Origin of the sequence: Streptomyces sp. NPDC006309, assembly GCF_040613095.1 — a bacterium.
Taxonomy (GTDB): Bacteria; Actinomycetota; Actinomycetes; order Streptomycetales; family Streptomycetaceae; genus Streptomyces.
The window spans coordinates 38,545-62,283 of record NZ_JBEXRO010000003.1 but is presented as its reverse complement, the minus strand read 5'-3'; the positions used below and the strand labels follow the sequence as shown (position 1 = coordinate 62,283).

At 73.4% G+C, this 23,739-nt stretch carries 20 protein-coding genes and 1 pseudogene; 10 read left to right on the top strand and 11 right to left on the bottom strand.

Annotation, left to right across the window (positions count from 1 at the left end; translation table 11 throughout):
- Nucleotides 1–81 precede the first annotated feature (81 nt).
- Nucleotides 82–393 (top strand): hypothetical protein, encoded by a 312-nt coding sequence (locus tag ABZ117_RS05070; RefSeq protein ID WP_356817495.1) that lies wholly within the window; start codon nucleotides 82–84, stop codon nucleotides 391–393.
- 7 nt (nucleotides 394–400) lie between these two features.
- On the opposite strand, the gene ABZ117_RS05065 is transcribed toward ABZ117_RS05070, so the two are convergent.
- The 3 genes from ABZ117_RS05065 to ABZ117_RS05055 form a co-directional block, all read right to left on the bottom strand.
- Nucleotides 401–1,183, bottom strand: a complete 783-nt coding sequence (locus ABZ117_RS05065) for a hypothetical protein (protein ID WP_356818137.1) — start codon at nucleotides 1,181–1,183, stop codon at nucleotides 401–403.
- Between the two features lie 301 nt (nucleotides 1,184–1,484).
- Complete coding sequence (locus ABZ117_RS05060) at nucleotides 1,485–2,702, bottom strand: acetyl-CoA C-acetyltransferase (protein WP_356817494.1); 1,218 nt, start codon at nucleotides 2,700–2,702, stop codon at nucleotides 1,485–1,487.
- A gap of 169 nt (nucleotides 2,703–2,871) precedes the next feature.
- On the bottom strand, nucleotides 2,872–3,891 hold the full coding sequence (locus ABZ117_RS05055) for an SGNH/GDSL hydrolase family protein (protein WP_356817492.1): 1,020 nt from the start codon (nucleotides 3,889–3,891) through the stop codon (nucleotides 2,872–2,874).
- Nucleotides 3,892–4,052: 161 nt separating this feature from the next.
- Here ABZ117_RS05055 and ABZ117_RS05050 point away from each other — a divergent pair, with 161 nt between their 5' ends.
- The gene (locus ABZ117_RS05050) at nucleotides 4,053–5,444 is read left to right on the top strand and encodes a cystathionine beta-synthase (protein WP_356817490.1); all 1,392 of its coding nucleotides are present in this window, start codon (nucleotides 4,053–4,055) and stop codon (nucleotides 5,442–5,444) included.
- A 1,086-nt stretch (nucleotides 5,445–6,530) separates the two neighbouring features.
- Here the strand turns inward: ABZ117_RS05050 and ABZ117_RS05045 are convergent.
- Nucleotides 6,531–6,950 carry a hypothetical protein gene (locus tag ABZ117_RS05045; protein WP_356817489.1) on the bottom strand — a complete coding sequence of 140 codons (420 nt, stop codon included), beginning with the start codon at nucleotides 6,948–6,950 and terminating at the stop codon, nucleotides 6,531–6,533.
- Between the two features lie 177 nt (nucleotides 6,951–7,127).
- On the opposite strand from ABZ117_RS05045, the gene ABZ117_RS05040 reads away from it, so the two are divergent.
- A complete protein-coding gene (locus tag ABZ117_RS05040; protein ID WP_356817487.1) occupies nucleotides 7,128–7,970 on the top strand; it encodes a MurR/RpiR family transcriptional regulator in 843 nt (280 codons plus the stop codon).
- Between the two features lie 97 nt (nucleotides 7,971–8,067).
- Complete coding sequence (locus tag ABZ117_RS05035) at nucleotides 8,068–8,652, top strand: hypothetical protein (RefSeq protein ID WP_356817485.1); 585 nt, start codon at nucleotides 8,068–8,070, stop codon at nucleotides 8,650–8,652.
- Between the two features lie 7 nt (nucleotides 8,653–8,659).
- Here the strand turns inward: ABZ117_RS05035 and ABZ117_RS05030 are convergent, their stop codons facing one another.
- Genes ABZ117_RS05030 through ABZ117_RS05015 form a run of 4 tightly spaced genes read right to left on the bottom strand, consistent with a single transcriptional unit; the run spans nucleotide 8,660 to nucleotide 10,767 of the window.
- Nucleotides 8,660–9,034: a hypothetical protein gene (locus tag ABZ117_RS05030; RefSeq protein WP_121788412.1), complete on the bottom strand. Its 375-nt coding sequence runs from the start codon at nucleotides 9,032–9,034 to the stop codon at nucleotides 8,660–8,662.
- A gap of 20 nt (nucleotides 9,035–9,054) precedes the next feature.
- Complete coding sequence (locus ABZ117_RS05025; RefSeq protein ID WP_356817483.1) at nucleotides 9,055–9,561, bottom strand: roadblock/LC7 domain-containing protein; 507 nt, start codon at nucleotides 9,559–9,561, stop codon at nucleotides 9,055–9,057.
- A gap of 31 nt (nucleotides 9,562–9,592) precedes the next feature.
- Nucleotides 9,593–10,387, bottom strand: coding sequence for a transcriptional regulator (locus ABZ117_RS05020; protein ID WP_356817481.1), 795 nt, complete (start codon nucleotides 10,385–10,387; stop codon nucleotides 9,593–9,595).
- Nucleotides 10,384–10,767: a hypothetical protein gene (locus ABZ117_RS05015; protein ID WP_121788415.1), complete on the bottom strand. Its 384-nt coding sequence runs from the start codon at nucleotides 10,765–10,767 to the stop codon at nucleotides 10,384–10,386. Before ABZ117_RS05015 ends, ABZ117_RS05020 begins: the two co-directional genes overlap by 4 nt.
- A gap of 311 nt (nucleotides 10,768–11,078) precedes the next feature.
- On the opposite strand from ABZ117_RS05015, the gene hutU reads away from it, so the two are divergent.
- Genes hutU through hutI form a run of 4 tightly spaced genes read left to right on the top strand, consistent with a single transcriptional unit; the run spans nucleotide 11,079 to nucleotide 16,526 of the window.
- Nucleotides 11,079–12,743, top strand: a complete 1,665-nt coding sequence (hutU, locus tag ABZ117_RS05010; protein ID WP_356817479.1) for a urocanate hydratase — start codon at nucleotides 11,079–11,081, stop codon at nucleotides 12,741–12,743.
- Nucleotides 12,744–12,787: 44 nt separating this feature from the next.
- On the top strand, nucleotides 12,788–13,990 hold the full coding sequence (locus ABZ117_RS05005; protein WP_356818135.1) for an allantoate amidohydrolase: 1,203 nt from the start codon (nucleotides 12,788–12,790) through the stop codon (nucleotides 13,988–13,990).
- Nucleotides 13,987–15,324, top strand: coding sequence for a formimidoylglutamate deiminase (locus tag ABZ117_RS05000; protein WP_356817477.1), 1,338 nt, complete (start codon nucleotides 13,987–13,989; stop codon nucleotides 15,322–15,324). Before ABZ117_RS05005 ends, ABZ117_RS05000 begins: the two co-directional genes overlap by 4 nt.
- Before the next feature lie 29 nt (nucleotides 15,325–15,353).
- The gene (hutI, locus tag ABZ117_RS04995; RefSeq protein ID WP_356817476.1) at nucleotides 15,354–16,526 is read left to right on the top strand and encodes an imidazolonepropionase; all 1,173 of its coding nucleotides are present in this window, start codon (nucleotides 15,354–15,356) and stop codon (nucleotides 16,524–16,526) included.
- Between the two features lie 470 nt (nucleotides 16,527–16,996).
- Here the strand turns inward: hutI and ABZ117_RS04990 are convergent.
- Together ABZ117_RS04990 and ABZ117_RS04985 are read right to left on the bottom strand one after the other, a co-directional pair.
- Nucleotides 16,997–17,875, bottom strand: a pseudogene (locus ABZ117_RS04990) (DMT family transporter); the annotation flags it as partial.
- Between the two features lie 147 nt (nucleotides 17,876–18,022).
- Entirely contained in the window at nucleotides 18,023–18,919 is an 897-nt protein-coding gene (locus tag ABZ117_RS04985; RefSeq protein WP_356817474.1) for an RNA polymerase sigma factor SigF, read from the bottom strand.
- Between the two features lie 246 nt (nucleotides 18,920–19,165).
- Between ABZ117_RS04985 and ABZ117_RS04980 the strand changes: the two genes are divergently transcribed.
- On the top strand, nucleotides 19,166–19,543 hold the full coding sequence (locus tag ABZ117_RS04980; protein WP_356817472.1) for an STAS domain-containing protein: 378 nt from the start codon (nucleotides 19,166–19,168) through the stop codon (nucleotides 19,541–19,543).
- 328 nt (nucleotides 19,544–19,871) lie between these two features.
- Nucleotides 19,872–20,441, top strand: a complete 570-nt coding sequence (locus ABZ117_RS04975) for an ATP-binding protein (RefSeq protein ID WP_356817470.1) — start codon at nucleotides 19,872–19,874, stop codon at nucleotides 20,439–20,441.
- 1,365 nt (nucleotides 20,442–21,806) lie between these two features.
- On the opposite strand, the gene ABZ117_RS04970 is transcribed toward ABZ117_RS04975, so the two are convergent.
- A complete protein-coding gene (locus ABZ117_RS04970) occupies nucleotides 21,807–23,312 on the bottom strand; it encodes an oligopeptide:H+ symporter (protein WP_356817468.1) in 1,506 nt (501 codons plus the stop codon).
- Nucleotides 23,313–23,739: the final 427 nt, after the last annotated feature.

Below are 23,739 nucleotides of genomic sequence, written 5' to 3'. Positions count from 1 at the left end.
AGGGGATGTGAGCCGGTCCTTCCCGTCACCGTGCCTGAGCGCCCGCGTATTGGCAACAGTGCGGCGCGTTACGCTCGGCGGGTGGTTGATACGACGCCCTTGAGCCGAGCAGTGGATCATTTCGCCGACCGCTTGCGGGCCGCTCCGCAGAGCCGGTTGCAACGAGGGGCCGCCGCCGAGGCGCTGGCCGCTGCCCGGGAGCTGTCCCGCCGGGCCCAGCAGCTGGAGGAGCCGGGCACCGAGGCCCGGGAGATGCCCGACGCGGGGATGTTCGCCGCCGCCGACCAGATCCTCGTGGCCGCGCACGACCTGGCGGTCGTGGCGGAGAGCGACGAGCAGGTCGCCGAGGCGGTGCGGCTGGTGGAGGAGGCCCGGCGGCGGGCCGGGGTCTGAGCCGGCGTCAGAAGGAGGCGATGACCCGGTCGGCCAGGATGTAGAGCATGTCGTCGCCGCACGTGAACGTCAGGGTGTAGGCGCCGGAGATGCCGGAGCCGCCCAGGAGGTACGGGGCCTCGCCCGCTTCCAGGGCGGCCGCCAGGCGTTCGGCCGTCTCGCGGTGGCCCGGGGTCATGCACAGGGTGGTGCCGTCGGCGAAGACGTAGACGTCCAGCGTGCCGAGCGGGCCGGGGCGGACGTCCGACAGGGCCACGCGGTCGGCGGCCAGCTGCTCCAGGGCGGTCACCGTGCGCTCGTGGTCGTTCACCGCCGGGGACTGCACGGGGACGAAGTCGGGGTGCGAGGGGTGGCGGCGGCGGGCCGCGGCCAGCTCCGGGGAGTCCCCGCCGAACTCGTCGGCGTCCACGGTCGGCTCGGACACCGGCTCCAGCGGCTCCAGGCCGAGGAAGTCGGCCTGCCGGGGCAGGAACAGATCCATCTCGGGCAGGCCCAGCAGCGAGGGCGCGTCGGAGACGTCACGGGTCTCCTGCGCCGCCCAGAAGGCGCGCGCCTCGGCCAGCTCCCGCTCCCGCTCCTCGGCGAGCGCCTCGGCCACCGCCGCGCGTATCTGGTCGGTGTCGGCGCCGGTGCGGGCGTGCGGCAGCACGGCGCGCGCGCCGGCCGCCTGGTTCCCGGCCAGCTGCCGCTGGAGCTCCGTGAGCTGGCGGCGCAGCTTCAGCACGGTGCGCAGGACGGCGACGCCCACGGCGCCGGTGGCGGCCGTGGTGAGCAGCAGGGCGATCGGCATGGCGCTCACTGACGTACTCCCGGTTCAGACTCGTCCCCCGACTTCCTACATCAGCTTGAAGGGCGGACTATCCAGCTGTCAGTGCGTAACGTCACGAAACGGACAGGAACTTGGCCGTACGGTGCGGGGGTGCACGCTGCCGACCCGCTCTGACCTGGGACGATGGCCCCGGTGGGCGAGATAGGTCACATCCTGGGGGAGATTGGATCACGGAAAGGCCCAGAACCTTGGTGTTTCCTCGGTTCTGGGCCCTTGCGCGAAGGGACGTGCGCATCCCGTTACGGACGGTGTGTCAGCTGAGTCAGCTGAGGCGCTCGATGACCATCGCCATGCCCTGGCCGCCGCCGACGCACATCGTCTCCAGGCCGAACTGCTTGTCGTGCCACTGGAGGGAGTTGATGAGCGTGCCGGTGATGCGGGCGCCGGTCATGCCGAAGGGGTGGCCGACGGCGATGGCGCCGCCGTTGACGTTCAGCTTGTCGAGGTCGATGCCGAGGTCCTGGTAGGAGGGGATCACCTGGGCGGCGAAGGCCTCGTTGATCTCGACCAGGTCGATGTCGTCGATGGTGAGACCGGCGCGCCGCAGCGCCTGCCGGCTCGCCTCGACCGGGCCGAGGCCCATGATCTCGGGGGAGAGACCGGAGACACCGGTGGACACGATCCGGGCGAGCGGGGTCAGGCCCAGCTCGCGCGCCTTGGTGTCGGACATGATGACGAGCGCGGCGGCGCCGTCGTTGAGCGGGCAGCAGTTGGCGGCGGTGACCAGGCCGTCGGGGCGGAACACCGGCTTGAGGCCCGACACGCCCTCCAGGGTGACGCCCGCGCGCGGACCGTCGTCCTTGCTGACGACCGTGCCGTCGGGGAGGGTGACCGGGGTGATCTCGCGCTCCCAGAAACCGTTCTTGACGGCTTCCTCGGCGAGGTTCTGCGAGCGGACGCCGAACTCGTCCATCTCCCGGCGGCTGATGCCCTTCGCGCGGGCCAGGTTCTCGGCGGTCTGGCCCATCGCGATGTACGGGTCGGGCACCAGGCCGTCCTCGCGCGGGTCGTGCCAGGTGCTGCCCTCCTGCTGGGCGACCTCGGCGGTACGGGCCTCGGCCTCGGCGAACAGCGGGTTGTGGGTGCCCGGCATGTCGGAGCTGCCGTGGACGTAGCGGGAGACCGTCTCGACACCGGCCGAGATGAAGACGTCGCCCTCGCCGGCCTTGATGGCGTGCAGCGCCATGCGGGAGGTCTGGAGGGAGGAGGAGCAGTAGCGGGTGACCGTACAGCCCGGCAGGTGGTCCATGCCCATCTGTACGGCGACGATCCGGCCGAGGTTGTGACCCTGCTCGCCGCCGGGGAGGCCGCAGCCGAGCATCAGGTCGTCGATGTCCTCGGGGTTCAGCTCGGGGACCTTGGCGAGTGCCGCCTGGATGATCGTGGCGGTCAGGTCGTCGGGGCGCAGGTCCTTCAGGGAGCCCTTGTTCGCGCGGCCGATGGGGGAGCGGGCGGTCGAGACGATGACGGCTTCGGGCATCACGGCTCCAGTGGGACTGGGGATCGGGCAGGGCCGGTTGGGAAGTTACCCGTCCGTATGGCCCAGGTCACCGTTGTCGCGGTGTGACACTGACCGCAATTGTCTAAGCGCTTGCTTGGCCAGGTGGGACCCGCCCGCCGCGACAGGCCGGCGGGCGGACCCACCTCGGTCAGGCCGTGGGGCGGGCCGGTTCGGCCTCCGGCACCCGGCGCCGCCGCCTCCGCTTGAGCAGCGCCCACGGGCCCCGGGGCCCCGCCGGCATGGCCGCCGTGACCTCCGTACCGGCCTCCGACGCGGCCTCGGCCGCCGCCCGGGCGACCGGCAGGAACCCCTCGCGCCGCGACGCGTCCGGCCGCTCCTCGTCCGCCGGCCACAGGCCCAGCGCCGCGCACACCGTCGGCAGCACCGCCATCGCCGCCGTCGCGTACCCCTCCGCCGACGGGTGGTAGTTGTCCGGGCCGAACAGCTCCCGCGGGTTCGCCTCGAACTCCGGGCCCAGCAGGTCGCCCAGCGACACCGTGCGCCCGCCCTGCTCCACCGCGCCGATCGTCTGCGCCGCCGCGAGCTGCCGGGACGCCCGCCGGGCCAGCCAGCGCAGCGGCTGCTGCACGGGCTCGATCGTGCCGAGGTCGGGACAGGTGCCGACGACCACCTCGGCGCCGGCCGTGCGCAGCCGTCGTACCGCCGCTGACAGGTGCCGTACCGAGCGGGTCGGCGGCATCCGGTGGGTCACGTCGTTCGCGCCGATCATGATCACGCAGACGTCCGGGGCCGGGAACGAGGTCGAGAGCACCAGCGTCACCTGGCGGTCGAGGTCGTCGGACCGGGCGCCGGGCAGCGCCACGTTCCGCAGCTCCACCGGGCGCTCCGCCACCGCCGCCAGGCCCGACGCCAGCAGCGCCCCGGGGGTCTGGCCCGCCCGGTGCACGCCCTGACCCGCGGCCGTGGAGTCGCCGAGCATGGTCAGGCGGAGCGGGGGTTCGCCGGGGATGTCGTACGCGTGGCCGTACAGCCCGTCGGCCGGCGGCACCCGGCCGCTGCTGCCGTTGCCCACATGGCGCCGGGCCAGCCGCAGCTCCGTCAGCACCAGGCCGACGGCCGCGGCGCCGACCAGCCCGACCCCGCCCCCGCCGTACGCCGCTCCGGCCGCGATGCGCCGGGCCACTCTCGCCCTGGACATGCTCGTCATGCGTCGCCGCCACCTCCTCGTAGCCGTACACCCACTCCTTGCCCCGTACAGACGGTCCGCCAATCTCGACGGGGAGTGAACGACCACGCCGGTTCGGCCCTGGGCCTTAGGCTGGCGGCACCACTTACGACCACATTTTGCGCAAGCAACCGGAGACAACGGTGCGATTCCACGACTCGATGATCAGCCTCGTCGGCAACACCCCGCTGCTGAGGCTCAACAGCGTCACCAAGGGCATCCAGGCGACCGTCCTGGCCAAGGTGGAGTACTTCAACCCGGGCGGCTCCGTGAAGGACCGCATCGCTCTGCGCATGATCGAGGCCGCCGAGCAGAGCGGGGAACTGAAGCCGGGTGGCACGATCGTCGAGCCGACCAGTGGGAACACCGGCGTCGGGCTGGCCATCGTCGCGCAGCAGAAGGGGTACAAGTGCATCTTCGTGTGCCCCGACAAGGTGAGCACCGACAAGATCAACGTACTGCGCGCGTACGGTGCCGAGGTCGTGGTGTGCCCGACCGCCGTGGCTCCGGAGCACCCGGACTCGTACTACAACGTCTCCGACCGGCTCGTCCGTGAGACGCCGGGCGCGTGGAAGCCCGACCAGTACTCCAACCCCAACAACCCGCTCTCGCACTATCACTCGACCGGCCCCGAGCTGTGGGAGCAGACCGAGGGGAAGATCACCCACTTCGTCGCGGGCGTCGGCACCGGCGGCACCATCTCCGGCACCGGGCGCTACCTGAAGGAAGCCAGCCAGGGCGCGGTCAAGGTGATCGGCGCCGACCCCGAGGGCTCCGTGTACTCCGGCGGCTCCGGGCGGCCGTACCTGGTCGAGGGCGTCGGTGAGGACTTCTGGCCGACCGCCTACGACCGCACCGTCGCGGACGAGATCGTCGCCGTCTCCGACAAGGACTCCTTCCAGATGACCCGCCGGCTGGCCAAGGAGGAGGGCCTGCTGGTGGGCGGCTCCTGCGGCATGGCCGTCGTCGCCGCGCTGGAGGTCGCCGAGCGGCTCGGCCCGGACGACGTCGTGGTCGTCCTGCTGCCGGACAGCGGCCGCGGCTACCTCAGCAAGATCTTCAACGACGAGTGGATGGCCGACTACGGCTTCCTGGAGGACGAGGGCCCCAGCGCCCGCGTCGCCGACGTCCTCAGCGACAAGGCGGGCGGCACCATCCCGTCCCTGGTGCACATGCACCCGGAGGAGACCGTCGGCCAGGCCATCGAGGTGCTGCGCGAGTACGGCGTCTCGCAGATGCCGGTCGTCAAGCCGGGTGCCGGGCACCCGGACGTCATGGCCGCCGAGGTCGTCGGCTCGGTCGTGGAACGGGAGCTGCTGGACGCCCTGTTCAGCCAGCGCGCGTCGCTGGAGGACCCGCTGGAGAAGCACATGTCCGCGCCGCTGCCCCAGGTCGGCTCCGGTGAGCCGGTCGGCGACCTGATGTCGGTGCTCGGCACGGCCGACGCGGCGATCGTCCTCGTCGAGGGCAAGCCGACCGGTGTGATCAGCCGGCAGGACCTCCTGGCCTTCCTGGCCAAGGGCGGCGGCAAGTAGCGGACCCTCCGCGCCCGGTCCGGGGGGCGCCGCGAGCACCGGGGGCCGGGGTTCGCGGAAGTGGTACGAGCGTGTCACGTGCGCGCAGCACCCGCTTAACACGGGCCCGGCACAGTGGTGGGTGTCGGCAGGGGCGGGTCAAGCGCCTCCCGGGCCTCGCGCCCGGGGAGAGGCTTCCCGCCCGGGCCGGCGCCGAACGGCGCCAAGGACTACCGGAGCGGCTCCCGGACCTCCCTGGACGCCACGGACGCGGGGGCCCGGCCTGACCCGGCCCGCGTCCCTCGCGGGGACCGCCGTCGTCCCGCCCCCCGGAAACGGGGGTGCGGCGGTCCCCGCGACAGTCTTCTGCGCGGTCACCGCGCCACCGGGCACCGCGAGCCTCCCGCCCGCCCCGGTCCCCGCGCGGCGTGCGGGACCCGGGGGACGCGTGGGTCACCGCGGTGATGCCCGGTACGCGCAGACGCCCAGCCTGCCGGGCCGGCGGAGTGCGGATGACCGGCGTGGGTGGCCGGGGGCCGACGTGCGGGGCGCGCGGGCGCAGAGCCTGCCGGGGGGCGACCTGCGAGGCGCGGGTGACCGGTGTGGGCGGGGGTCCGACATACGACGTGCTGGTGAGCGGCGTGGGCCGGGGGTGGCCTGCGGGGCGGGCGGTGATCGGTGTGGGCGGGGGCCGACGTACGAGGCGCATGGTGACCGGCGTAGGCCGGGGGCCGACGTGCGGGGCGCGCGGTGAGCAGCGTGGGTCGGGGGCCGACGTACGACCCGTGGGTGACCGGTGTGGGTCGGGGGTCGACGTGCGGGGGGCTCGGTGATCGGTGTGGGCGGGGGTCCGACGTACGAGGCGCATGGTGACCGGCGTGGGCCGGGGGCCGACGTGCGGGGCGCGCGGTGAGCAGCGTGGGTCGGGGTCCGACGTACGACCCGTGGGTGACCGGCGTTGGCCAGGGGGCGACGTACGACGCGCGAGTGAGCGGCGTGGGCCGGCGGGGGCGACGTACGACGCGTAAGTCGCCGGCATGTCGGGGCCGGCGTCGGACGCGCGGTCGGCGGGGGCCGTGCGGGTCGCCGGGGTCGGGCCGGGGACCGTCAGTCGTCGGTGGGCCGGTTCCGGCCGGGGAAGAGGTCCGGGTTCAGCCGGACCGCCTGCACCGCGTTGACGCCGACGATGCCGAGCCAGGTGACGACCATCCCGGACAGCCCCGCGAACGTGGCGGCGATCGCGGACAGCGGAATGGCCAGGACGAGCGTGATCAGGGCGAAGCCGTGGCGCTCGGCCCAGGAGTCGGCCGGTTTCGGCCGCCGGGTGCCGCGTGCCGCCGCCATGTCCTGCTCGGCCAGCCGGCGCCGTACCCGGCGGTCCACCGCGTCGTCGATCCGCTGTTCGACCTTCTCCAGGAAGGAGTCGACCAGCACGGTGTCGTAGTCGTCGCCCAGTTCCCGGCGGGCCCGCACGGTGGCGTCGAGGTCCCTCCCGAGGTCGGTGCCTCGCGGGTCGAGTGTGCTCATGCGGGCCAGCCTAGGCAGCGGCGGCCGGGGCCGCACTGGGGCTACCCCCCGGTCCGGACGCCTGGGATGTATAACGGTATGCAGTGACACGCTCTCTGAATAATTGACTGGTGTGTGTCCACGCCCCGGCGCTGTACTCTCCCGGGGCGTCGAGGACTCGCAGAGGGGGAGTACGTCATGAGTGCGACCGACAGCCCGGCCAACCGGTTGCAGGCCCTCTTCGAGGGGCACCGGCTCACGCCGACCCAGCGCCGCATCGCGCACAGCATGGTGCGCCGGGCCGCCGACGTGCCCTTCCTGTCCAGCGTGGAGCTGGCCGACCTGGCCGGGGTCAGCCAGCCGTCGGTGACCCGGTTCGCGGTCGCCCTCGGTTTCGACGGCTACCCCGCCCTGCGCAGGCACCTGCGCGAGGTCGTCCCGGCCGAACCGGCCGCCGGGGCGGGCGCCTACAACGAGTACCAGCAGGCCGTCGAGGCCGAGATCGAGAACCTCCGGCACCTCGCCGAGCTGCTCGCCGACCCGCGCCCGGTGCAGAAGGCCGGCCGGATCCTCGCCGCCTCCCGCCCGCTGCCGGTGCTCGGACTGCGCGCCGCCGCCTCCCAGGCCTACGGCTTCGCCTACTTCGCCGCCAAGGTCCACCCCGACGTACGGCTGCTCCACGAGGGCGGCACCATGATCCACGACCGCGTCGACGCCGCCGTCCGCGCGGGCGCCACCGCCCTGCTGTGCTTCGCGCTGCCCCGGCACCCCCGCGAGGTCGTGGACACCCTCGCCTACGCCAAGGACGCGGGTCTGACCGTCGTCACGGTCGCCGACTCCGCGTTCGCGCCCGTCGCCAAGTACTCCGACCTGCTGCTGCCCGCCGCCGTCGGCACCGGGCTGGCCTTCGACACCGCGTGCGCGCCGATGCTGCTCGGCCGGGTGCTGCTGGAGGCGGTCTGCGACGACCTGCCGGACGCCCAGGCCCGCCTGGAGGAGTTCGACGCGGGCGCGGCGGCGCGCGGACTCTTCGTGGAGTGAGAATCCCGCACGGCCTCTCTCAGACTCGTCTCAGGTTCTGCTATTAGCTTCCCTGGAAGACACAGGCGCTCACTGCAACGTGACACGGGAGGCTGACGTGGCGCGCGGAGGACAGGGACTGGCCCGGGTGGCCGTCGTCGTACGGGCGGGGGCCGCCCCGCTCTGGTGGACCGGGGTGGTCGCCGCGGGGATCGGCGCCGTACCGGAAGGACTGACCGGACGCCGGATCGGCGTCCTCGCCGGGGCGGCGCTCTTCCTGCTCGGCGCGGCCGGCGTGGCCCTCGCCCGCCGGGGCCGGTACACCGCCCTCGCCCGCGGCGCGGCCCGCGCCGGCAAGTACGACGTCCTACAGGACCGGGCGGTGACCGTGCGCAACTGGCGCCGGGGACACCGCTGGTGGCTGCTGCTCGGCGGCGCCGCCGCCCTCGGGTCCGCCTTCGCGGTGCCCGTGGCCGGCGGTCTGCTGCTGGCCGGGCTCGGCGCCGGGCTGCGGCTGAAGGCCGCGTGGCTCGGCCGGCTGGAGCGGGCCGGGCAGACGCTGCTGTGGGTGCGCGTCGACTGGCTCGGCCGGTACGGCGGACGCCCGGCCGGCAAGGCCGTCAGGGGCCTGCGCGGTACGGGCGTGGCGGCCGGCGACGCGGCCCCGGGCGGGGCCCGCCGCCGTACCGCGGCACTCGTCTGAGCCGCCGTCAGACCTCCAGCTCCTCCTCGATCCGCTTCAGCTGGTGCCGGGCCATCGCGAGGTTGGCCCGGCCCGAGTCGAGGACCAGGTAGAGGAACAGGCCGTTGCCGCCGCGGCTGTTGAGCAGGCGGATCAGGTGGTACTGGTCCGACAGGGTGATGAGGATGTCCTCGATGCCGCCCTTGAGGCCCAGCATCTCCATCGTGCGCATCTTGGCGCGGATCACGTCGGTGTTGCCGGCGGCGGCCACGTTCAGGTCGAACGTCTTGCTGCCGCCCATGGTGCCCAGCGCCATCCCGCTGGTGTAGTCGACGAGCGCGACGCCGGTGGCGCCCTCGATGGAGGTCAGCGCCTCTTTCAGCGCGGTCTCGGTGTTGGCCATGGTGAGTCCTCTCGGATCGTTCAACTGTCGGTCGCGGCGCGCGTTTCGGCGCTCGTGGTGCGGGGGGTCGGGCGGGCGCGGGGCGGGGGCACGGAGCTGACGGCACCGGGCGGCCTCCGGGCCGGGCGGGCGGCCCGGGCCGCGGCCTCGGCGGCGTCGAGCAGCTCCCCGACGCGCGCTCCGGCCCGGCGGCCCTCCAGGTGCAGCCGGCCGACGTTGACCCGGTCCTGGGCGAGCAGGGTCAGTACGGCGGTACGGCCGGCCGCGTAGGTGGCGACATAGCCGCGCTCGCCGCGCACCAGCAGTTCGCGGAAGCCGCCGTGCCCGGTGGTGTCGGCGACCCGTACGGCGACGCCGAGCGCGGCGGCGGTGAGCGCGGACAGGCCCTCCGGGTCGACCCCGGGGGTGTCGTGGGCGATGACGAGACCGTCGACACCGGCCGCCAGGGCGCCGGTGAGCTGGGGCACCCGGGTGCGCAGCCGGCGCAGCTCCTCCAGGACGGCCCGGAAATCCTCGTCGGACACCATCAGCTCTCTCCTCTCGGCGGGGCGGTGCCGTTCAAAGTGCCTCCAGCGCATCCCTGAGCCTTTTCAGCAGCGCGATGTCGGGGTCGGTGACCGTCGGCGGCGGAGCGGGCCGCGCGTACCCGGCTGTCACCGGGGCGACGTGGCCGGCCGCCGCGAGCCGGCGCACGTCGACGAGGGTGTGGAAGGCCTGCCGTCCCAGGTTCCGCGCGATCTCGACGGCCGAGCGGACGCCGTCCACGCGGTCCAGGACCGCCCGCTGCCGGGGCGTGAGCGGGGTGGCCGCCGCCGGGTCCGCGCGGATCAGCGGGGCGCCGTCGACGGCCGGGTCGGGCCACAGCCGGTGCAGCAGCAGGCGGCGCCGCAGTGTCTCGCGTTCCAGCGCGACGACCGGGACCGAGGGCAGCGGGCCGGGCCGGGGCGTGCTGTCGTAGCGGAACCGGCCCGGGGTGCTGCTCGGCGCCAGCGCGAAGTACCCGGCGTCGTACAGGGTGTCCAGGTGGCACAGTTCCAGCGCGCCCGCGGGCAGCAGTCCGGAGTCCAGCAGGAGTCCGGCGGCCTGCGGGGGACCCGCGGCGCGGGCGGCGGCCCACTGCCAGGCGGTGGTCGCGAGGGTGCCGTGGGCGGTGAGGAGCACGTCGAGGCCGGGGGCGAGGGGGCTCTCGGCGTGCACCACCCGGCCCTCGGCGAGGTACAGGGTGCCGCACTCGCGGAGCAGGACGCCGGTGGCCCGCTCCTCGGCCAGCCGGGTCAGCATCGGCGACAGCGCGCGCGGGGCCGTCTTGTCCCGCACCGGCAGGGGCGACGGAGGTATTCGGACCATGGTCATCCCAGCACCAGCCGGGCGGCCATCTCGCCGAGCCGGATCCGGGCGAGCGCGAGGTTGCCCTCCTCGCGGCCGAGCCACAGGTGCAGGAACACGCTGCTGTCGAAGGACGTGTCCAGGAACCGCAGCAGGTGATAGCTGTCACCGTTGCTGATGATCACGTCCTCCACGGGCAGCAGGTCGTCCCCGCGCGCCGCGAAGGTGCCGTGTTCGGTGGCCATCCGGGCCAGTTCGGCGGCCTCGGCGGCGGTCGTCTCGTGGTCGCCGCCGGGCGCTTCCCCGACCGTCCCGAGGGCCAGTCCGCTGGTCCAGTCCACCAGCGCGGCTCCCCGGGCACCCGGTAACCGCATCGCTTCCAGCAGGCACTCGTCGATTCCGGGCACCGTGGCTCCCCTCCCGCCTGGGACTCCGGCTGCGTGACAGAGACACTACGCAACGTGTGTGCGAGAGGTGAGGCGTTTGGCATTTTCCGCTGGAACATGCTTCCGGCGTACTAGCGTAGGTCAACTTACCTCTTTGACGCAGGAGTTGATCACCGACGACCGGGGGTCTGTCAACGGCGCACGGGCGCTCAAGGGTGGTGTGAGCGGGCGCGTGCGCCCCCCGAGCCCCTGGATCGGCGTCCCGACGTATTGACTAGTTCTATTCAGACAGACAGGATGTGAATAGACGTAGGCACCGGAGGAGGCAGACGATGTCGGGACCCCGCCCCGTACGAGCACCGCGCGGCACGGAACTCAGCGCGCTGGGATGGCAGCAGGAAGCCGCCCTGCGCATGCTCCAGAACAACCTCGACCCCGAGGTCGCCGAGCACCCCGACAAGCTCGTCGTCTACGGCGGCACCGGCAAGGCCGCCCGTGACTGGCGCTCCTTCGACGCCATGGTGCGCACGCTGCGGACGCTCAAGCAGGACGAGACCATGCTGGTCCAGTCCGGCCGCCCGGTCGGCGTGATGCAGACCCACGAGTGGGCCCCGCGCGTCCTCATCGCCAACTCCAACCTCGTCGGCGACTGGGCCAACTGGGAGGAGTTCCGCCGTCTGGAGGCCCTCGGCCTGACCATGTACGGCCAGATGACCGCCGGCTCCTGGATCTACATCGGCACCCAGGGCATCCTCCAGGGCACCTACGAGACCTTCGCCGCCGTCGCCGCGAAGAAGTTCGGCGGCACCCTCGCCGGGACGATCACCCTCACGGCCGGCCTCGGCGGCATGGGCGGCGCCCAGCCCCTCGCCGTGACCATGAACGACGGCGTCGCCCTCTGCATCGACTGCGACCCGCGCGCCATCGAGCGCCGCATCGAGCACCGCTACCTCGACGTCGCGGCCGACAGCCTGGACCACGCCCTCCAGCTGGCCGTCGAGGCCCGCGACGCACGCCGTCCGCTGTCCATCGGTGTCCTCGGCAACGCGGCCGAACTGGTTCCGCAGCTGCTCGCCATGGGCGCGCCCATCGACATCGTCACCGACCAGACCTCCGCCCACGACCCGCTGGCCTACCTGCCCACCGGCATCGCCTTCGAGGACATGGCCGACGCCGCCGCCAAGGACCCGGCCGGCTTCACCACCCGCGCCCGCGAGTCCATGGCACGCCACGTCGAGGCCATGGTCGGCTTCATGGACGCCGGCGCCGAGGTCTTCGACTACGGCAACTCCATCCGCGGCGAGGCCCGGCTCGCCGGCTACGACCGCGCCTTCGCGTTCCCCGGCTTCGTCCCCGCCTACATCCGCCCCCTCTTCTGCGAGGGCAAGGGCCCCTTCCGCTGGGCCGCCCTGTCCGGCGACCCCGCCGACATCGCCAAGACGGACAAGGCGCTCCTGGAACTGTTCCCCGAGAACGAGTCCCTGGCCCGCTGGATCAAGATGGCCGGCGAGCGCGTCCACTTCCAGGGCCTGCCCGCCCGCATCTGCTGGCTCGGCTACGGCGAGCGCGACAAGGCCGGCGAGCGGTTCAACGACATGGTGGCGAGCGGCGAACTGGCCGCCCCGCTGGCCATCGGCCGCGACCACCTGGACTGCGGCTCCGTCGCCTCCCCGTACCGCGAGACCGAGGCCATGCTCGACGGGTCCGACGCGATCGCCGACTGGCCGCTGCTGAACGCGATGGTCAACGTCGCCTCCGGCGCCTCCTGGGTGTCCATCCACCACGGCGGCGGTGTCGGCATGGGACGGTCCATCCACGCCGGCCAGGTCACCGTCGCCGACGGCACCGAGCTGGGCGGCGAGAAGATCCGGCGCGTCCTCACCAACGACCCGGGCATGGGCGTCATCCGGCACGTGGACGCCGGATACGACATCGCCGAGTCGGTGGCCGCCGAGCGCGGGGTCCGGGTGCCGATGCGCGAGGGTGAGCAGGCGTGACCCAGCGTTCTGCCGAGTCCGTCGTGGGCAGCTCCTTCCACGAGATGTGGGCGGACCTGCTCCCCGTCGGCCGCCACGCCGGCTCCGGGGGATACCGCCGCTACGCCTGGACCGGGGCCGACGCCGACTGCCGGGCCTGGTTCGAGGAGCAGGCCCGGGGGCGTGGGCTGGCGTACGAGGTCGACCGGAACGGCAACCAGTGGGCCTGGCTGGGCGATCCGGCCGCCGGGGACGCCGTCGTCACCGGGTCGCACCTGGACTCCGTGCCGGACGGCGGCGCCTTCGACGGACCCCTCGGGGTGGTGTCCTCCTTCGCCGCGCTGGACGAGCTGCGCGGCCGGGGAACCGAGTTCACCAGGCCCCTGGCCGTCGTCAACTTCGGCGACGAGGAGGGCGCCCGGTTCGGGCTGGCCTGCGTCGGCTCCCGGCTGACCGCCGGGCAGCTGACCGTCGAGCAGGCCCACCGGCTCACCGACGGCGACGGGGTCAGCCTGCCGCGCGCCATGGAGGCCGCCGGGTACGACCCCGAGGCCATCGGCGCCGACCCCGAGCGGCTGGCCCGGATCGGCGCCTTCGTCGAACTCCACGTCGAACAGGGCCGCGCGCTGGACCTGTCCGGCGACCCGGTCGGCATCGCCAGCGCCATCTGGCCGCACGGCCGCTGGCGGTTCGACTTCCGCGGCGAGGCCAACCACGCCGGCACCACCCGGCTGGCCGACCGCCGCGACCCGATGCCGTCCTACGCCGAGACCGTGCTCGCCGCCCGCCGCGAGGCCGAACTCGCCGGTGCCGTCGCCACCTTCGGCAAGGTCTCCGTCGAGCCGAACGGCGTCAACGCCATCCCGTCGCTGGTGCGCGGCTGGCTCGACTCGCGCGCCGCCGACCAGGAGACCCTGGACACGGTCGTCGGGGGAGTGCAGAAGGCCGCCCGCGAGTACGCCGCCGCGCACGGCGTCGGCCTCGACGTCGTCCGGGAGTCCTTCACCCCGGTCGTCGAGTTCGACCACGCCCTGCGGGACGAACTCGCCCGCATCCTGGGCCGGGACACCGGCCTGCGGGTACCCGTCCTCGGAACCGGTGCCGGACACGACGCCGGCATCCTGTCCGGGAGCATCCCGACCGCCATGCTGTTCGTGCGCAACCCCACCGGTGTTTCGCACTCCCCGGCCGAGTCCGCGGCCGAGGACGACTGCGTGGCCGGGGTGCGGGCACTCGCCGACGTACTGGAAGGACTGGCCTGCCGGTGACCGAGGGAACCTACTGGCTGGAGCACGCCTGGCTGGGCGACCGGGTCGAGCCGGGCGTGACGGTCGAGGTGGCGCGGGGCCGCGTCACGGCCGTCCGCACCGGGACCCCCGCCCCGCCGCCCGGCGCCGAGGTGCTGCGCGGACTGACCCTCCCGGGGCTGGCCAACGCCCACAGCCACGCCTTCCACCGGGCGCTGCGCGGCACCGTCCAAATCGGCAGCGGCACCTTCTGGACCTGGCGCGAGGTGATGTACTCCGTCGCCGACCGGCTGACCCCGGAGACCTACCACGCCCTGGCCCGCGCGGTGTACGCCGAGATGGCCCTCGCCGGCATCACCTGCGTCGGCGAGTTCCACTACGTGCACCACGCGCCCGGCGGCACCCCCTACGCCGACCCCAACGCCATGGGCGAGGCGCTGATCGCCGCCGCCGCCGAGGCCGGGATCCGCATCACCCTCCTCGACACCTGCTACCTCTCCGCCGGCTTCGGACAGCCGCCCGGCAGCCACCAGCAGCGCTTCTCCGACGGCGACGCGGAGACCTGGGCCGCACGCTGCGCGGATCTCCGGGAGCGGGACCACGCCCGGATCGGGGCGGCGATCCACTCCGTACGGGCCGTGCCCGCCGGACAGCTGGCCACCGTGGCACGGTGGGCCGAGGAGCGGCGCGCCCCGCTGCACGTGCACCTGTCGGAGCAGACCGCCGAGAACGACGCCTGCCTGGCCGCCCACGGCCGCACGCCCACCCGGCTGCTCGCCGACCACGGCGTCCTCGGGCCCCGCACCACCGGTGTGCACAACACCCACCTCACCGACGAGGACATCGCCCTGCTCGGCGGCTCGGGCACCGGCACCTGCATGTGCCCCACCACCGAACGGGACCTGGCCGACGGCATCGGCCCGGCCGCCGCGCTGCAACGGGCCGGCTCCCCGCTCTCCCTCGGCTCCGACAGCCACGCCGTCATCGACCTGCTCGAAGAGGCACGCGCGATGGAGCTGGACGAGCGGCTGCGCACCCGCACCCGGGGCCACTGGACCGCCGCGGCACTGCTGCGGGCCGCCACCGCCGACGGCCACGCCGCCCTGGGCTGGGACGACGCCGGCGCCATCGAGCCCGGCGCGCTCGCCGACCTGACGACGATCGCCCTGGACACGGTCAGGACGGCCGGGCCGCCGCCCCGGCTGGGCGCCGAGACGGCCGTCTTCGCGGCGGGCGCGGCCGACGTACGGCACACGGTCGTGGGCGGCCGGCACGTCGTACGCGACGGCGCGCACACGCTCGTACCGGACGTGCCGCGGGCGCTGGCCGCCGCCGTCGAAGCCCTGCGCGGCTGAGGAACGCCGACCCCCACGAGGACGACACCATGAGCAGCAGCACCGTCATCACCAACATCGCCACGCTGGTCACCAACGACCCCTCCCTGGGAGGCTCCCCCCTCGGTCCGGTCCAGGACGCGGCCGTCGTCATCGACGGCGACCGCATCGCGTGGACCGGTGAAGCAAGCAAAGCACCCGCCACTGACAACCGGGTCGACGCGGGCGGCCGGGCGGTACTGCCGGGGTTCGTGGACTCCCACTCCCACCTGCTCTTCGCGGGCGACCGCACGCAGGAGTTCAACGCCCGCATGTCCGGCCGCTCGTACACCGCGGGCGGCATCCGCACCACGGTCGCCGCCACCCGGGCCGCGAGCGACGCGGAGCTGGAGGCGAACCTGACCCGCTACCTGGCGGAGGCGCTCCGCCAGGGCACCACCACCTTCGAGACCAAGTCGGGCTACGGCCTGACCGTCGAGGACGAGTCGCGCGCCCTGCGCATCGCGGCCGGGCACACCGACGAGGTCACCTACCTCGGCGGGCACATCGTCCCCCCGGAGCACGCCGACGACCCGGCGGCCTACGTCGCCCTGGTCACCGGCGAGATGCTGGACGCCTGCGCGCCGCACGCCCGCTGGATCGACGTGTTCTGCGAGAAGGGCGCCTTCGACGGCGACCAGGCCCGTGCGATCCTCACGGCCGGCCGGGCCAAGGGCCTGCACCCGCGCATCCACGCCAACCAGCTCACCTACGGCCCCGGCGTCCAGCTGGCCGTCGAACTCGACGCGGCCAGCGCCGACCACTGCACCCACCTCACGGACGCCGACGTCGACGCACTGGCCCAGGGCCGTACGGTCGCCACCCTGCTGCCGGGCGCCGAGTTCTCCACCCGCGCGCAGTGGCCCGACGCCCGCCGCCTGCTGGACGCGGGCGTCACCGTCGCCCTCTCCACGGACTGCAACCCCGGCTCCTCCTTCACCTCGTCGGTGCCGTTCTGCATCGCCCTCGCCGTCCGTGACATGGGGATGACCCCCGACGAGGCGGTCTGGTCGGCCACGGCGGGCGGCGCCGCCGCCCTGCGCCGCACCGACATCGGCCGCCTCACGCCCGGCGCCCGCGCCGACCTGATGCTCCTGGACGCCCCGAGCCACGTCCACCTGGCCTATCGGCCGGGCGTGCCGCTGGTCAGCGGGGTCTGGCGCGGGGGCGTACGCGTCGTCTGACCGGCGGCCGGACACCCGGCAGCGCGCGGCGTCCCTCGCGGACCGGTCAGGCGGGCTCCACCGCGGCAACTTCACAGCCACCGCCCCCGCCCGGCACCGGGGCCTGGCCACCGGTCGCCACAGCCTGCCCACCGTCCGGCACCGGAGGCCGGCCGCTGTGACGCCGGCCGACGCCGGCCGGGCGCGCCCGCGCGGCGTCCTTCGCGGACCGGTCAGGCGGGCTCCACCGCGGTAACTTCACAGCCACCGCCCCCGCCCGGCACCGGAGCCTGGCCACCGGCCGCCACAGCCTGCCCATCGGCCGCCACGGCCTGCCCACCGTCCGGCACCGGAGTCTGGCCACCGGCTGCCACCGGAGTCTGCCCACCGGTCGCTGTCACGCCGCCCGCCGCGACGCCGCCCGCCGTGACTCCGGCCGCGGCGATGCCGTCCGGGTTCGTACCGGCCTCGCGTCCCCGGTCCGCCGGCGTGCGGCCCCACGCCGTACCGGCGAGCACCAGGACGGCGCCGAGGTATCCGAGTGGGCCCGGCCGGTCGCCGCCCAGGGCGATGCCCACGGCCGCGGCCCACACCGGCTCCGTGCCGAGCAGCAGGCTGACCCGGGACGGGGACGACCGCCGGACCGCCCACATCTGCACGAAGAACGCGAGCACCGTGCAGAACACCGACAGGTACAGCAGCCCCAGCCAGTCCCCGGCGCCGAACCCGGCCGCCGCCGACCAGGGCGACGCGCCGGTGCCCGGCAGCGCCACCAGAACGGCGAACACCAGGACCGCACCGCCCAGCTGAACGGTCGTCAGCGACAGCGCGTCCGCCCCCCGCACCGACTTCATCCGGGACATGGCCAGGACGTGCGCCGTACGGGCGGCGGCGGCCCCGAGCATCAGCAGGTCGCCGCCGTTCGGGGCGGTGAAACCCGCGCCCAGGGTCAGCAGGGCGACACCGAGCACCGACAGTCCGGCCGCCGCCAGGAAGGACCCGGGCAGCCGGGTGCCGCTCACCCTGCTCTCGGCGAGCGGGGTGAACACCATGGTGAGACTGATGATCAGGCCCGCGTTCGTCGCCGAGGTGTGCACCACCCCGTACGTCTCCAGCAGGAAGATCCCGGCGAGGATCAGCCCCAGCAGCCCGCCACCGCGCAGCTGGACCGCGCTCAGCGCGCGCAGCCGCCGCCGGCCGGCGGCGACGAGGACCGGTACGGCCACGGCGAACCGCAGCACCAGCACGGCGAGCACCGTCCGCTCCGTGGTGACGCCCTTGGCGGCCAGGTAGCTGGAACCCCACACCACCGCGACGAGCAGGACGGGAAGATCGGTGAGCCGGCCGCCACGGGCCGCGGTGACAGTCATGCGCATCCTCAGGGGGCGTACGGACGGGGCGTACTGCGGCGGCATGACGGTTGCCCGGTCGGGTACCCCTCAGCCGGTGGAGGAGGTCCGCGGACGCGGGAGCGGCCCGGCGCGTCGGCCGGGCCGCTCCCGCGGTGCGCGAAAGGGTCACTCCTCCACGGTCAGTCCCTTGCGCAGCTGGACCAGCGTGCGCGACAGCAGCCGGGACACATGCATCTGGGAGATGCCGAGTTCCTCGCCGATCTCCGACTGGGTCATGTTCGCCACGAACCGCAGCGAGAGGATCCTCCGGTCGCGGGACGGCAGACCGGCGATCAGCGGCTTGAGCGACTCGATGTACTCGATGCCCTCGAGCCCGTGGTCCTCGTAGCCGATGCGGTCCGCGAGCGCGCCCTCGGACTCGTCCTCGTCGGGCTGGGCGTCCAGCGAGGAGGCCGTGTAGGCGTTCGAGGCGGCCATGCCCTCGACGACCTCCTCGTTGGAGAGGCCGAGCCGCTCGGCGAGTTCCGCGACCGTCGGGGCGCGGTCCAGCTTCTGCGCCAGCTCGTCCCCGGCCTTGGCGAGGTCCAGCCGCAGCTCCTGGAGCCGGCGCGGGACACGCACGGACCACGAGGTGTCCCGGAAGAAGCGTTTGATCTCACCGATGATGGTCGGCATCGCGAATGTGGGGAATTCCACACCGCGGGCGAGTTCGAAGCGGTCGATCGCCTTGATCAGGCCGATGGTGCCGACCTGGACGATGTCCTCCATCGGCTCGCTGCGGGAGCGGAAGCGGGAGGCGGCGAACTTCACGAGCGCGAGGTTCAGCTCGACGAGCGTGTTGCGGACGTACGCGTGCTCGTGCGTCCCTTCCTCCAGCGACTCCAGGCGCTCGAAGAGGGTCTTGGACAGCGCCCGCGCGTCGACCGGGCCGATCTCGTCGTACGGGGGGATCTCCGGGAGTCCCTCGGGGAGGTCGAGGGCGCCGATGGGATGATCCAGTTGTTCCGGTGGGGGTGTCGACGTCGCTATGGGGGTATGCGATGCGTCGAGCCGGGGTGACATGGGTGTCCTCCATCGTTCTCGGCATAAGGCTGCCGAAGCCAGTGCGTGCACTACCGTGTGCGGCGCCTCCGAAGCCGGCCTGTAGGGATCTGTGTCCTTACTAGCCCTACCCGCTGTACCGAGCGAGTCGCAAGTGCAATGTGTTGTGATATGTCCGTTTGTGCGCGGTTGTTCGGGTGTCGGAGTGCGCGGGGAAGGCGTAATGTTCGAGGGCATCAGCAGCCACGACCTCGGGAGAGAGACGGCATGGACCACGGGACGGTCGGCAGCGCACAGTCGGGCCGGCTTCTGGTGGAGGTGCGGGAAGAGGGCTCCAGCGCCGTAGTGACACCGGCCGGAGAGCTGGACCACCACACCGCCGATCTTTTGCGGGAGCCCCTCGACGACCTTCTGGCCAAGGGCTTCGCGCGGCTCGTGGTGGACTGCTCACGCCTGGAGTTCTGCGACTCCACGGGCCTGAACGTCCTGCTCGGCGCGCGGCTGAAGGCGGAGGCCGCCGGAGGCGGTGTCCATCTCGCCGGAATGCAGCCAGTGGTCGCCCGCGTGTTCGAGATCACCGGGGCCGAGGCGGTCTTCACCGTCCATGACTCGCTGGAGGCGGCCCTGGCCGACGGTGCCGACTGACCCGCCGCCCCGCGCGGCCCTTCCGCGCGCCCGCCGTCGGCCACTTTCGGGGCGTTGCACGCGTCACGCCGAACACAGGGGTGTTCCGCCGGATCGGTCGGGCAGGAGAGGGCAGAAGAACCAGGAGGCGACCGGACGGCCGCCGGACCCCGCCGGGCCCGGCGAACGGCCTGGACGGAACCTGCCTCGGCGGACCGGTGGTCACAGGACCCCGCACGGACGACGCGCGGGCGACGGCCGGACGACGTACGACCCGGCACCGGTGGTGCCGGACCTTTGACCGCACTTTCAGGATCATGAACTGGTGAATCGGTGAGGTGAAGCGCTGATGAGCACCACCCGGCCTTACTCGCCGGGCGACCGCGGCCCGGAGCCCAGCGGCGCTTCCGGGGCGTCCGAGGGGGTTGCGCCGGCCGTCGGCGCAGCCACGGGGGCAGCCGCGCCGTCCGTGCCGACCGGCTCGTCCGGCGGCACACCGCAGGAGCGGAGCCCGCAGCTCCGCAGACTCCGTCTGGAAGGCGAGAGCGGGGTCGTCCCCCTCGCCCGTGACTTCACCCGCCAGGCGCTGTACGCGTGGGGCTGGCTGCCCGCCGACTCCGCGGACCAGCGGGCCGCCGCCGAGGACGTCCTGCTCGTCGTCTCCGAACTGGTCACCAACGCCTGCCTGCACGCCGAGGGCCCCGACGAGCTGTTCCTCTCCTGCGACAACAAGGTGATCCGGGTCGAGGTCTCGGACCAGGGCGCGGGCCAGCCGGCCCCGCGCACCCCGCACCGCGCCGGCCGCCCCGGCGGGCACGGCATGTTCATCGTGGAGCGGCTGTGCCTCGACTGGGGCGTGGTCCGCACCGCCGGGCGCCCCGGCAAGACCGTCTGGGCGGAAATGGGCGCGCCCGCCTGACCGTTGCCGCGAGGCGGCGCGCGAGCGCCGCCCGACCGTCCGTCACCGAAGCCCAGCGTTCCCCCCGCCCCGTCATCATCCCGGTCGGACCGACGACCGGAACGCGCGGTACGGCTACGACGTGCCTGCCGGCAGGGACGGAAACCCGTGGGCAGCACGCCGGCATCCCGGCCCCGTGCAGTTCCGCGGCCTGTGCGGCCCGCGGCTCCTGTCGCCAGGCAGACGGACGGATCAGGACACGCGGTACGGCTACGACGTGCCCGCCGGTGAGGACGGCAGCCCTGTCTCCGGACGGCCGGGCGGTGGGGGCGCCTGATACGCCCCTGACGTGCCGGCGGCCCGGACAGACGCCTGACGCCCTGGACAGCCGGGCGGGGCCGTGTGGTCAGCGGTGACAGCGACTCCGGCGGCCTCACCGGGCCCCGTGCCGGCGACCACGGCACGCGGACGGTGGCCACGGCGCCCCTGACGGGCGGCGCGCTGCCCAGACACCTGCCTAGGCGCGGGACGCGCTGAGCCGCAGCCCTACGGGCCTTCGCCGCCCGGCGTCCGGGCGACGGCCCCGCGCGCCGTCGGCCCCGCAGGTCACCGCACCCGGAGGCACTCCGCCAGACACCGCGTCCCGCAGCCCCACCGCCCGCCGGCCGGCACCCGCAGGCTGCTGCCCCCCTCGAACTTCCTGGAGGGCTGCCGCGTCCCGCAGGTCACCGCACCTCGCAGCCCACCGCCCGCCGGCCGGCACCCGCAGGCTGGCCCCGCCCCCGGGAACCCCCCTGGCAGGTCCGCCGCGCCTCAAGGCACCCACAGGCCCCCGCACCCCGCGCCCCCGCAAAGAGCGCCGCGCTCCCGGCCTCCGGCCCTGGAGCCTCACCGAACCCCACACCCCCGCACCCCGCGCCCCCGCAAAGAGCGCCGCACTCCCCGCCCCGCCCCTCCGGAGTCCCGCCGAACCCCGCAGGCCCCGAAGCCGCCGCAGGCACCCTCAGTCGCCGGAGGCCCCAAGAGCCGCCGCAGCCCCCAAAGCCGCCGGAGGCCCCAAAGCCGCCGCAGCCCCCCGAATCCGCCGCAGGCACCCTCAGTCGCCGCAGCCCCCCGAAGCCGCCGCAGGCACCCTCAGTCGCCGGAGGCCCCAAGAGCCGCCGCAGCCCCCAAAGCCGCCGCAGCCCCCAAAGCCGCCGGAGGCCCCGAAGCCGCCGCAGCCCCCCAAAGCCGCCGCAGGCACCCTCAGTCGCCGCAGCCCCCCGAAGCCGCCGCAGGTCGTCATGCCTGCGAGTTGCCCGGCAGGCCGCCTCCCCCCTCCCGTGAACGCCCGGAGGGCCGCCGCATCCCGGGATGCGGCGGCCCTCCGAGCGTGTCCAGTGGTCGTCAGTTCACGTTGCCCATGAGCTTCTTGACCTTGTTGCGGTACATCCACACCGCGAAACCGGCGATCACGGCGAGCACGGCCTCCAGGGCGACGAAGCCCATCTTGTCGAGGTTGACGCCACCGACGGCCGGGTTGGACAGCAGCGCGGTGATCGAGTCGCCCGCGGTGACCGCGAGGAACCAGACGCCCATCATCTGCGAGGCGTACTTCTTCGGCGCCATCTTCGTCGTCACCGACAGACCCACCGGCGACAGCGTCAGCTCACCGACGGTCTGCACGAAGTAGATCGCGACCAGCCACAGCGCCGCGGCCTTGTGACCGCCCTGGGCGATCGACAGCGGGGCGAGGAAGAGGAAGAAGGACGCGCCCACCAGCACCAGGCCGGAGGAGAACTTCACGATCGTGCTGGGCTCCTTGCCGCGCCGGTTCAGCCACAGCCACAGCCAGGCGAAGACGGGCGCCAGGGCCATGATCATGACCGGGTTGACCGACTGGTACCAGGAGACCGGGAACGTCCAGCCGAGGACGGAGTTCTTGGCCGAGTCCGAGGCGAAGATCGACATCGTCGAGCCGCCCTGGTCGTAGATCATCCAGAAGACGGCGGCGGCCACGAAGAACCAGATGTACGCCGACACCTTCGAGCGCTCCGCCGGCTCCAGGTCCTTGTCGCGCAGGATCCGGGTGATGACGAGGATCGGCACGATCAGGCCGATCAGGGTGAGCGGGATCAGCGCCCAGTTCAGGGTGAAGTGGCCGGAGAAGCTCACGGCGCCGTAGAAGACGGCGGCGACGGCCAGCCAGATCAGGCCCTTGCGCAGGGTGGCGGTCTTCTCCGCGGCCGACAGCGGGGTGGGGACCTCGCTGCTGCGCGGGTCGAGGTGACGCCCGCCGAGCAGGTACTGGACGAGGCCCAGCGCCATGCCCAGGGCGGCCAGCGCAAAGCCCAGGTGCCAGTTGACGTTCTCGCCGACGGTGCCGATGACCAGCGGCGCGACGAAGGCGCCGAGGTTGATGCCGATGTAGAACAGCGTGAAGCCGGCGTCCCGGCGCGGGTCGTCCGGGCCCTTGTACAGGTGGCCGACCATCGTGGAGATGTTGGCCTTCAGCAGGCCGGAGCCGATGGCGACGAGACCCAGGCCGACGAAGAAGCTGGCGGCGGCGGGCAGCGCCAGGCACAGGTGGCCGAGCATGATGACGAGACCGGCGACGGCTACCGTCTTGCGGGGGCCGAGCACCCGGTCGGCGAACCAGCCGCCGGGCAGGGCGAGCAGGTAGACGAGCGACACGTACACGGAGTAGATCGCGGTCGCCGTGCCCGCGTTCATGTGCAGGCCGCCCGGGGCCACCAGGTACAGCGGGAGCAGGGCCCTCATGCCGTAGTAGGAGAAACGCTCCCACATCTCGGTCATGAAGAGAGTGGCCAGTCCGCGGGGGTGGCCGAAGAAGGTCTTCTCGGACCCGGGGGTGCCCGGGCGGACCGAGTCCTTCGTCAGGCTGGACGCCATGGTCGTTCCTTGCTGGTCGGGACGCGCGGTCGAGCGTGCGCGCCCGGTGGGGGTGCGGCCGGCACCGGCGGGGTCGGCCGCCCACCCCCACGCCCAGGGGGAGTCCGTTCCGGATCGCGGAGCGGTGGGCGGCGACCACCGGGATCCACGCCCCGACGCGTCACTGCGTCCGGAGCCCGGCCAGAGGTCGTTCCTTTCGGGGCTGATCTTCATCAGCCCGCACACAAAAGAGACCTTCAGCGTCACTGCCCGCCAAAGGCCCCCGGTGTACTACAGGCGTTCAGGTCACCATACGGCAGGACACCGCCGGATATGGAAGGACTTGAGACGCGGATCACAGGTGTCATGGGAACCGCACGAGGGAATTCGAAGGTCCCTTCTACGATCCCATCCCCAGGTCAATGGTTCGTACCAGTGGCCCGCGAAG